This window comes from Corynebacterium sp. UMB8791, assembly GCF_054166365.1.
In genome coordinates, this window is the sequence record NZ_JBSZCG010000133.1 from 1 (window position 1) to 9,394 (window position 9,394).

Here is a 9,394-nt window from a genome sequence, read left to right on the forward strand (position 1 = left end):
ATGTCCACGCCCGAGCAGCCCCCCACCGAAATCCAGGAAGGCCCCCTCCCGAAACACGCGCAGCTGCGCATCATCCTCGAAGAGTACTGCCGCAATGAGCTGTCCCCCGGAGACCCGCTGCCCGGCGAACGCGCCCTCGAAGAGACCTACCGGGTCTCCCGCATCACCGTGCGTCGCGCGATCGGGGACCTCGTCGCCCAGGGGAAACTCCGCCGGGTGCGCGGCAAAGGCACGTTCGTGGCGCCGAGCCCGCTGGTGAGCAAGCTGCAGCTGGCCAGTTTCTCTGAGGAGATGCAGGCGCAGGGCGTAGTGGCGTCGTCAAGTATTTTACTGGCGGAGCGCGCGCCAGCGCCTCAAGAAGTCGCCGAGTACTTCGGCACCTCGCCGCACGCTGAGCACATTCACCTGCGTCGCCTCCGGCTTGGCGACGCCCAACCCTACGCCGTCGACGACGGCTGGTACAACGGCGAGCTCGTCCCTGACCTGCTGGAACATGAACTGCAAGCGTCGGTGTACGAGGTACTCGACGAGCGTTACAACCTCGGCATCACCGAGGCCGAGCAGACCGTGACTGCGGTGAACGCCGACGCTCGCGTCGCCCCACTGCTCGACGTGCCGGTAAACCGCGCGCTGCTTCGAATCGTGCGCTATGCGCAAAGCCACGGCACACGTGTGGAATACTGTGCCAGTGTGTACCGGACGGACCGCTACAGTCTGCACACACAGGTATTGCGCAACCTCGAGGGATAGGAAAGGCACATGGCTACCAAGACAACAGCGTTGCGCGGCTTTCTCGTCGCGCTGCTCGCGGGTGCGGTCGGATTCGGCTCCTACACCTACAACGCGTCGCCCGCACCGCAAGGCGGCACTGAGGCATCGGAAGTATCGACGTCCGCTCCGAAACGACACAGCAAAAACAAGCCAGCGCCGTTCACCACGGCGGACCAAGGCGCCTGCCTGACGTGGGAAGCCGACACCGAAGGCCACATCACCGCCTTCGAGCAAACCGACTGCGCACTCGAGCACCGCTTCGAGGTCTCGGCGCGCGAAGACCTGGCAACCTACCCCACCTCCGAGTTCGGGCCGTCTGCACCGATGCCGAACCAGACCCGCCAGGCACAGCTGCGCGAGGAGCTGTGCGGGGGCGCAACCCTGCGCTACCTCAACGGCGCCTTCGACCCGAACGGGCGCTACTCCATCGCACCGATCCTGCCACCGGCGGCCGCGTGGGAGCAGGGCGACCGCACCATGCTGTGCGGCCTGCAGGAAACCAACCGCGACGGCACCCCAATCCTCACCACGGGCCGCGTCTCCGAGCAGGACCAGGCGCGCACCTTCAACCCCGGAGAGTGCGTCGCTATCGACGGTGCCTCCAGCCTGAGCACCGTGGACTGCAACGAGCCACACCAGATGGAGATCACCAGCACGGTCGACCTCAAGCCCGTCTTCCCCGACCGCACCCCGAGCGTCGAGGAGCAAGACAAATACCTGCGCGACGTGTGCACCGACGCCGCCCAGAAGTATATGGGCGCGGAGGAAAACCTCTACCAGATCGCGCTGCAGCCGTTTTGGACCACGCAGAAGCCGTCCGCATGGGAGGGTGGCTCGCGCAGCGTGAACTGCGCGCTGGTCTTCTCGAACCCGGAGGGGCAGTTCGCGGCACTGACCGGGTCCGCAACCGCTGGGCGCGAAGTGCTCAAGATCGACGGCAACCCGCCACCGGAGCGGCCCGAGCGCCGCCCACTGCGGGAGGAGCAGCCGCAACCATGATGAAGCCGGTCAGCCAGGACGCCTTCGAGGAGATGATCAACGACGCCCTGGACACCATCCCCGAGGAGTTCGCCCGCCACATGACGAACATGGTGGTGCTGGCCCGTGACTTCAACCCGGACGAACCCACGCTGCTGGGCCTGTTCGAGGGCATCCCCCTTACTGAGCAGCACTCAAATCACAGCGGGTTCCTGCCGGACGCGGTATTCGTGTACAAGGACGCACTCGAGGCGATGTGCGGCGATGAAGAGGAACTGCGCCACGAAGTAAAGGTGACCGTCCTCCACGAGGTCGGCCACTACTTCGGACTCGAGGAGCACGAGCTGCACGAACTCGGCTGGGGTTAGCCGAAGCTATCCCTGCTTAGCGCAGCCCGTCTACCCAGGACTGGGCCTCTGCGAGGCGCGGGTTACCACTCGGCCAGGTTGCCTGCTGCGCGCACGGCCACGACCCCAGATACGTAATCTGCGAGGACCGCAGGTACACAGCCCGTAACGCCTCCGCCACGGCGGTGTCGTCGATATGCCCCACGATGTCCACGTGGAAGGAGTACGTGTTCGGCTCCTTGCGTGTTGGGCGTGACTCAATACGGGAAAGGTGCACGCCGCGGAACGCGAACTCCTGCAACGCCGCCACCAGCGTGCCAGGCTCGTTCGGGGTCTGGAACACGATCGACGTCCTGTCGTTGCCTGTGCGCGGCGTTGGTTTCCCGGACGGACCAACCAGCACAAAGCGCGTCCGCGCCGTGGACAAGTCGGCCACGCTGCGCGCGTGCACCTCGAGTCCGAGCAGCTCCGCCGCGCGCTCCGGGGCCGCGGCCACGTCCGCCTCCCCCTCAGCGACGAGCTGCGCTGCCGCGCCGTTCGATGTCGCCGGGTGGAACGTCGCGTTCGGGGCGTGCTCGGCCATCCAGCGCTTGACCTGCTGGTAGGCCACGGGGTGGGTGGCGAAGTGGGTGGCGTCGACAAGTGAAGCACCGGGGCGCGTCATGATGGCGAAGGCGATCTCCAGCTCGGTCTCCCCGTAGATCTGCACCCCGGGAGCCTCCGCCAGCGCGTCCGTGGTCGCGGTGACCGCGCCGTCAACCGAGTTCTCCACCGCAACCACCGCGTAGTCCGCGTGCCCGGCGCGCACCTCGTTGAGCGCCTCCGCCGGGGAATCCACAGGCACAAGCTGCGCGTCGGGCAGGTCAAAGTTCCAGACGGCCTGCTCCGTGAACGTTCCCGCCGGGCCGAGGTACGCAATCGTTGTCATAGGGCTACTGTAGCCTGCATGCACACTCGGTACCGCGTCGAAGTCCTCCTTGTGCTGGCCGTCACCTTCGGCGCCAGCGGGCTGCGCGCCGCGCTGCGCCTAGTCGACTCGCTGTTGCAGGCGCCCCTCAACCAGCAATCGACGACGCTCTACTCCCAGGCGAGCTCCATCGGCTGGCTCGACGTGGCGCTCCAGGCGGTCTCAGCGCTGTCGCTCATCGGGTGGGGTGGCCTGGCATGGTACCTGCTGGGCACCACGTGGGTTGCGCCGAAGTGGCGCGACTGGCTGCGCGGCGCCGGGTTCGCGGCACTTATCGGCATCCCGGGGCTGGCGCTCTACATCGGGGCGGTGCACTTCGGCTGGTCCAAGGTAGTCATCCCCACCACCGAGGCCGTCCAGATCCCCACCTCCCTCTTGTGGGCGTTCGCCAACGGGTTCGCCGAAGAAGTCGTGGTGGTGATGTACCTCTGCACCCGGCTGCGGCAGATGCGCTGGTCGGCGCCCGCCGCAATCGCCGCCTCCGCGATCCTGCGCGGCTCCTACCACCTCTACCAGGGGGTTTCCGCGGGCTTCGGCAACATCGCGATGGGCGCCATCTTCGCCTACTACTACCACCGCACCGGCAAAGTCTGGCCACTCATCCTCGCACACTTCCTTATCGACGCCGTCGCTTTTCTCGCCTACCCACTCCTGCCGTCTACACTGTTGCCATGAATACGCCGCATTCCAACGATCCCCGGGATAACCTCGAGGACTTCGTGCTTGGCAGGGACGGCCAACCGCTCGTGGACCGCTACGGACGCCCCATCCGGAAGCGTCGCCCGCAGCGGGAACAGCAACGGCCCCCTGCCTGGCAGGAACGGCCAACCGTCAGGCCAGAGCAGCGCGAGCCGCAGGAAACACGACAGTACAACCCGCAAGACTACGAACCGCGCGAATACCGGCCGCGCCAGTACCCGGCGCAGCACAGGCCGCCGCAGCAGCGCCCAGAGCGCGAGCACGTTCCGATGCAGGTCACACAGCGGCCACAACGACCACAACAGCAGCGTCCGCAGCGGCGAAGAAGGCGTCGTAAAGGTGGCTGCGGCCGTCTGCTCGCGGCTCTCCTCGTGGTGCTGCTCGCCCTCACCTTCCTTGTCGACGCCCGACTCTCCCGCGTCGACGCCCTGCCCGCCGAGCGCATCGCGAACACCTCGGGCACGAACTGGCTGCTCGTCGGGTCTGACTCGCGCACGGGCCTGAGCGAGGAGGACGCGGCGCGCCTCGGCACCGGCGGCGACCTGGGCACCACCCGCACCGACACGATCATGCTGCTGCACCTGCCACTATTCGGGAAGGCGACGCTGGTGTCCATCCCGCGCGACTCCTATGTGGCCGTGCCCGGCTACGGGCAGGAAAAGATCAACGCGGCGTTTGCCTACGGTGGCCCGCAGCTGCTCATCCAGACCGTTGAGCAGGCCACTGGCCTGCGTGTGGACCGCTACGCGGAAATCGGCATGGGCGGGTTGGCCAACATCGTCGATGCCGTCGGCGGCGTGGAGATCTGCGTCTCAGAGTCCATCCAGGACCCGCTGGCCAACCTGTTTGTCGAGCCCGGCTGCCAAACAATGGACGGTGCGACCGGCCTTGGGTACGTGCGCACCCGCGCCACCGCCCAGGGCGACCTGGACCGCGTCGGGCGCCAGCGCGAATTCCTCGGCGCGCTGACCAGCCGCATCCTCTCCCCCGGCGTGCTGCTCAACCCGTTCCGGGCGCTGCCGCTGCTGTGGACCGCCCCGGCCATGTTCACCGTGGGCAGCAAGGACCACGTGTGGAACCTGGCCCGCATTGGGTTGGCGTTCAGCATGGGGCTGAACACGGAAACCATCCCGGTGGGCGGGTTTATGGACGCGGACGTGGGCAACGTGATCCTGTGGGACGAGGTCGCTGCCGAGCAGCTCTTCTCGTCCCTCAGGTAGGCCCCCGAATAGCCCCCGTGCAGCCCGGTCGCCCTCTGCTTAGATGGTGACCTGGCGGGACTTGATATTGTCCAGCTGCTTGCGCTCGTCGGCGCTGAGCTGGGCATCGTTCGCGTACTCGGCCTCGATAGCCTTGTTCAGCGCTACCAGTGCATCCGCGTAGGACGCAGGCTCAACCGTCGGGTCCAGGTCCCACACCGGGACCACGACGCCGTGGGTGCGGAACGCGCCCGCGAACTTCGTGCCCTCACCCAGGTTAAGCTCACCGCGCGCCGCGATGCGCGCCAGCGCCGAGAGCATCTGGCTCTCGTTATCCTCGGTGCGCACCCAACGGATGTGCGCCTTGCCGCCGCCCGGGTTGACCCACCACACTGCGCCCGGCGCGTCCGACTTGACCTCGACGGACGGGATGACGGCGTCGTTCGCGGCCGCCATCGCCTGCTGGATCTGCGGCGCGCAGGATCCCGAGCTGGTCGCGAAGCCACTGGATGAGCGATCTGCCCACCGCGACGGAGCCCTCCAGGGCGTAGACGGCGGGCTGCCCGGCGCGCTGGTAGGCAACGGTGCTGAGCATGCCGGTCTCGCTGAAGGTGGGCGTGGTGCCGGTGTTGAGCAGCATGAACAGGCCGGTGCCGTAGGTCATCTTCGCAGCACCCTCTTCGAGGCCGCCTTGGCCGAAGAGCGCCGACTGCTGGTCGCCGAGCACGCCGCAAATGGGCACGTTGGCCAGCGGACCCTGGTTGCGGACCTGGCCGAAGTCGCCGACGGACGGGCGGATTTCCGGCAGGATTTCGGGCGGCACGCCGATGGCTTCGCACAGGGCGGGGTCCCACTGGAGGGTTTCCAGGTCCATCAGGAGGGTGCGGCTGGCGTTGGTCACGTCGGTGACGTGCAGCGCGTTGTCCGGGTCGCGCTGGCCGCCGGTGAGGTTCCAGATCAGCCAGGTGTCCATGGTGCCGGCGAGCAGCTCGCCGCGGGCGGCGCGCTCGCGGGCGTCGTCGACGTGGTCGAGGATCCAGGCCCACTTCGGCCCGGCCGGATATGAGTTGCGCAGCAGTCCGGTGGTGGCCTGGAACTCGGTGGCGTCGCCGTCGTAGGAGGTGCGGGTGTCCTGCCACACGATGGCGTTGTAGATGGGTTTACCGGTTGCGCGTTCCCAGATGACGGCGGTTTCACGCTGGTTTGTCAGGCCCAAAGCGGCGATGGCGGCTTCGTCAATATCTGCGCTGGCCACGGCGTCGCTCATGGCGCGGCGCGTGTTGCGCCAGATCTCGAGTGGGTCGTGCTCGACCCAGCCTTCGCGCGGCAGGATCTGCCGGTGCTCGAACTGCGCCTGCGCGATCACCTTGCCGCCCGTAGTGGCGACTACGAACCGGGTTGATGTTGTGCCTTGATCAATAGCCGCCAGCAACGTCATGAGTTAAAACCAGTGCTCCAGTACTTGTGCCACGCCGTCTTCATCATTCGATGCGGTCACAATATCAGCGGCGTCCTTCACCGCGTCCGTCGCGTTGCCCATGGCAACGCCCATGCCGGCCCACGCCAGCATCTCAACATCGTTTTGCATGTCGCCGAACGCCACCACCTGAGACGGGTCGATCCCGTACTGGGCAGCCAGGTAGGAAACACCTGCCGCCTTGGTCACGCCGGGGCGCGAGAACTCGAGCAGCCCCTCCTCCATGGAGTAGGTCACGTGCGCGATGTCCTGGTCGATCTCGGGGGCGATCATGTCGAACATCTCTGCCGCTATCAGGTCCGGGCAGCGCACGAGCAGCTTCGCCGCAGGTTCTGCCAGCAGCTCCTCGACGTGGACGACGCCGAAGCGGGCGTCCCAGGCGTCCGGGTTGTACTCCGGCGTGATCAGGAAGCACTCTTCCTCCGGGTCGAGTGCGCTCTGGCTCAGCCGTTCCACCCCGTAGCCCACGGTCACGTCGGCTTCCCCCATCACCTTTTCGACGACCTCCACGGTCTCCTGCATACTCTCCGGGGACAGCGCGAAGGATTTCACCACTTCGTCGTGTTCTGGGTCGTAGATAACGGCGCCGTTGGCGGCCACACAGACCGGCTCGAACGGCAGCTGCTCGAGCACCGGCAGCAGCCAGCGGTGGGGGCGCCCGGTGGCCAGCCCGAACTTGGTTCCGCCGCGCACAGCCCGCGCGACGACCTCCAGCAGACGAGGTGTCACCCGTCCGTAGGAGTTGAGGAATGTGCCATCGATGTCACTGATGATCAGGCTGGGGGCGTTCATGTTATTTCCCTTTCTTTGCCTCGCGTTCTTTTCGGCGAATTTCGGCTGCTTCTTCAAGAGTCGGTGCGCTCCCCCCGAGCGAGGCCGGCATCCATGGCTCGCCGGGCTCGAAGGGTCCGAAGCGCGTTTCGTATTCGGCGCGGGTGGTCTCCAGCATGGCTTCCATCGCTGCCTTGAGCCTACCCGTGGCTTCTTCAACGGTGCCGTCGACTGAGACGGGCTCCCCGTAGCGGATGATGACCGGGATGCCGGAGCGCCCGAGCCGTTTCGGCTGGTCTTTGGTCCACAGGCGCTGGGAGCCCCAGATCACGCAGGGCACGAGCGGCACTCCGGCCTGGCGAGCGATGCGCACGGCGCCCGTCTTAAAGTCCGCAATCTCGAAGGAGCGCGAAATCGTGCCCTCCGGGAAGATGCCGACGATCGCCCCTTCGCGCAGGGCGGCAACGGCGGCGTCGATAGCCCCGGCGCCCGCCGAGCGGTCCACAGGGACGTGTCCCATGTTGCGCAGCAACCACCGCAGCACCGGAATGCCGAAGACTTCCTTCTTCGCCATGAACCGCACCAGGCGCTCCCCGCGCAGGTACGGGCCAATGCCCGCCAGCATGAAGTCAAGGTAGCCGGTGTGGTTGATCGCCAGCATCGCCCCGCCGTCCAGCGGGACGTGCTCGAGGCCGTGGACCGTCGCCTTCGTCCCGGCGAACCGGAAGTAGCGCTTCGCCGCGCGCACAATCCGCTGGTAGAAGCGGTTCTGCATATCACCGCTGTGCGGCCGCGGGGCGGTATAGCCGTCTGCTACTTCAAACAGTCCATCAATCGTGCGCATTAGGGAACCAGTACGTCCTTCCCAACCCACGGGCGCAGCGCCTCAGGCACCTTGACCGAGCCGTCGGCCTGCTGATTGTTCTCGAGGATTGCGACGAGCCAGCGCGTCGTCGCGAGCGTGCCGTTCAAGGTGGCGGCGGTCTGGGTCTTGCCGTTCTCGTCGCGGTAGCGGATGGACAGGCGACGCGCCTGGAACGTGGTGCAGTTCGACGTCGACGTCAGCTCGCGGTACGTATCTTGCGACGGCACCCACGCCTCGGTGTCAAACTTGCGTGCCGCGGACGAGCCGAGGTCACCGGCGGCGACGTCAATAATGCGGTAGGGAACCTCGACTGCGGCAAGCATGTCGCGCTCGAGGCCCAGCAGCTTCTGATGCATCTCCTCGGCGTCCTCAGGCTTGCAGTACGCGAACATCTCCAGCTTGTCGAATTGGTGGACGCGCAGGATACCGCGAGTGTCCTTGCCGTAGGAACCGGCCTCGCGGCGGAAGCAGCTGGACCAACCGGCGTAGAGCAGCGGGCCGTCCGAGAGGTCAATAATTTCGTCGGTGTGGTAGCCGGCCAGCGCCACCTCGGAGGTACCAACCAGGTACAGGTCGTCGCGCTCGAGGTAGTAGATCTCCTCGTCGTGCTCGTCGAGGAAGCCGGTGCCCTGCATGACGTCCGGGCGGACCAGGACCGGCGGGATCATGACCTTGAAGCCGGCCTCGCGGGCTTTCTGCGCGGCGAGCATCATCATGCCCAGCTGCATCCAGGCGCCGTCGCCGACCAGGTAGTAGAAGCGAGCGCCGCCAACCTTGGTGCCGCGCTTCATGTCAATAATGCCGAGGTTCTCGCCCAGCTCGAGGTGGTCCTTCACCTCGAAGTCAAAGGTTGGGACCTCTCCGACGTGCTCGAGGACCACGAAGTCTTCCTCACCGCCGGCCGGTGCGCCCTGGATCGGGTTCGGGATCTTGTACTGCAGGTCCTGCACGGCCTGCTCGGCCTCGGCCTGCTTGGCCTCGGCTGCCTTCACCTTGGCTTTGAGCTCGTTCGAGCCCTCGAGCAGCGCTGGGCGCTCCTCCGGGGAAGCCTGGCCAATCTTCTTGCCGAAGGCCTTCTGTTCCGCACGCAGCTCATCTGCTGCCTGGATAGCCTCACGGCGCTGCTCGTCGGCCGCTAGCAGCTGATCGACGAGGGAGGGATCCTCGCCACGGGCGGTTTGGGACTCTCGGACGTCGTTTGCATTCTCGCGCAGAAATTTCAGATCAATCACGCCCACAACTCTACCCGGTTCTGCCCCTCTTCACGCCACCTGCGACATCACCCGACTCTGGTAATAACCAGTGCGCTATGGTGGGGGT

The 9,394-nt window shown here is 66.4% G+C and carries 9 protein-coding genes and 2 pseudogenes; 5 read left to right on the forward strand and 6 right to left on the reverse strand.

Going from position 1 to position 9,394, the window contains the following annotated elements; translation table 11 throughout:
* The 3 genes from ACXIUA_RS08685 to ACXIUA_RS08695 all read left to right on the forward strand — a co-directional run.
* Positions 1 to 750 (forward strand): GntR family transcriptional regulator (locus ACXIUA_RS08685; protein ID WP_457976579.1); only part of this gene is annotated, 750 nt, incomplete at its 5' end.
* Positions 751 to 759: 9 nt separating this feature from the next.
* The gene (locus tag ACXIUA_RS08690) at positions 760 to 1,770 is read left to right on the forward strand and encodes a septum formation family protein (protein WP_457976580.1); all 1,011 of its coding nucleotides are present in this window, start codon (positions 760 to 762) and stop codon (positions 1,768 to 1,770) included.
* Positions 1,770 to 2,117, forward strand: a complete 348-nt coding sequence (locus tag ACXIUA_RS08695) for a metallopeptidase family protein (protein ID WP_457976587.1) — start codon at positions 1,770 to 1,772, stop codon at positions 2,115 to 2,117. The genes ACXIUA_RS08690 and ACXIUA_RS08695 overlap by 1 nt, the downstream gene beginning before the upstream one ends.
* A 16-nt stretch (positions 2,118 to 2,133) precedes the next feature.
* On the opposite strand, the gene pheA is transcribed toward ACXIUA_RS08695, so the two are convergent.
* Positions 2,134 to 3,024: a prephenate dehydratase gene (gene pheA / locus ACXIUA_RS08700; protein ID WP_457976581.1), complete on the reverse strand. Its 891-nt coding sequence runs from the start codon at positions 3,022 to 3,024 to the stop codon at positions 2,134 to 2,136.
* 18 nt (positions 3,025 to 3,042) lie between these two features.
* On the opposite strand from pheA, the gene ACXIUA_RS08705 reads away from it, so the two are divergent.
* Both ACXIUA_RS08705 and ACXIUA_RS08710 read left to right on the forward strand, forming a co-directional pair.
* Entirely contained in the window at positions 3,043 to 3,738 is a 696-nt protein-coding gene (locus ACXIUA_RS08705) for a CPBP family intramembrane glutamic endopeptidase (protein WP_457976582.1), read from the forward strand.
* Entirely contained in the window at positions 3,735 to 4,982 is a 1,248-nt protein-coding gene (locus tag ACXIUA_RS08710; protein WP_457976583.1) for an LCP family protein, read from the forward strand. Before ACXIUA_RS08705 ends, ACXIUA_RS08710 begins: the two co-directional genes overlap by 4 nt.
* Before the next feature lie 39 nt (positions 4,983 to 5,021).
* Here ACXIUA_RS08710 and ACXIUA_RS08715 read toward each other — a convergent pair.
* From ACXIUA_RS08715 to serS, 5 genes and pseudogenes are all read right to left on the reverse strand, one after another.
* A pseudogene (locus ACXIUA_RS08715) lies at positions 5,022 to 5,423 on the reverse strand (DUF5926 family protein); the annotation flags it as partial.
* Positions 5,404 to 6,399: pseudogene (locus tag ACXIUA_RS08720) on the reverse strand (FGGY family carbohydrate kinase); the annotation flags it as partial. The pseudogenes ACXIUA_RS08720 and ACXIUA_RS08715, both read right to left, overlap by 20 nt.
* A 3-nt stretch (positions 6,400 to 6,402) precedes the next feature.
* Positions 6,403 to 7,230, reverse strand: a complete 828-nt coding sequence (locus tag ACXIUA_RS08725) for an HAD family hydrolase (protein ID WP_457976584.1) — start codon at positions 7,228 to 7,230, stop codon at positions 6,403 to 6,405.
* A gap of 1 nt (position 7,231) precedes the next feature.
* Positions 7,232 to 8,053 (reverse strand): lysophospholipid acyltransferase family protein, encoded by an 822-nt coding sequence (locus ACXIUA_RS08730; RefSeq protein WP_457976585.1) that lies wholly within the window; start codon positions 8,051 to 8,053, stop codon positions 7,232 to 7,234.
* A complete protein-coding gene (gene serS, locus ACXIUA_RS08735) occupies positions 8,053 to 9,306 on the reverse strand; it encodes a serine--tRNA ligase (protein ID WP_457976586.1) in 1,254 nt (417 codons plus the stop codon). Before serS ends, ACXIUA_RS08730 begins: the two co-directional genes overlap by 1 nt.
* Positions 9,307 to 9,394 lie beyond the last annotated feature (88 nt).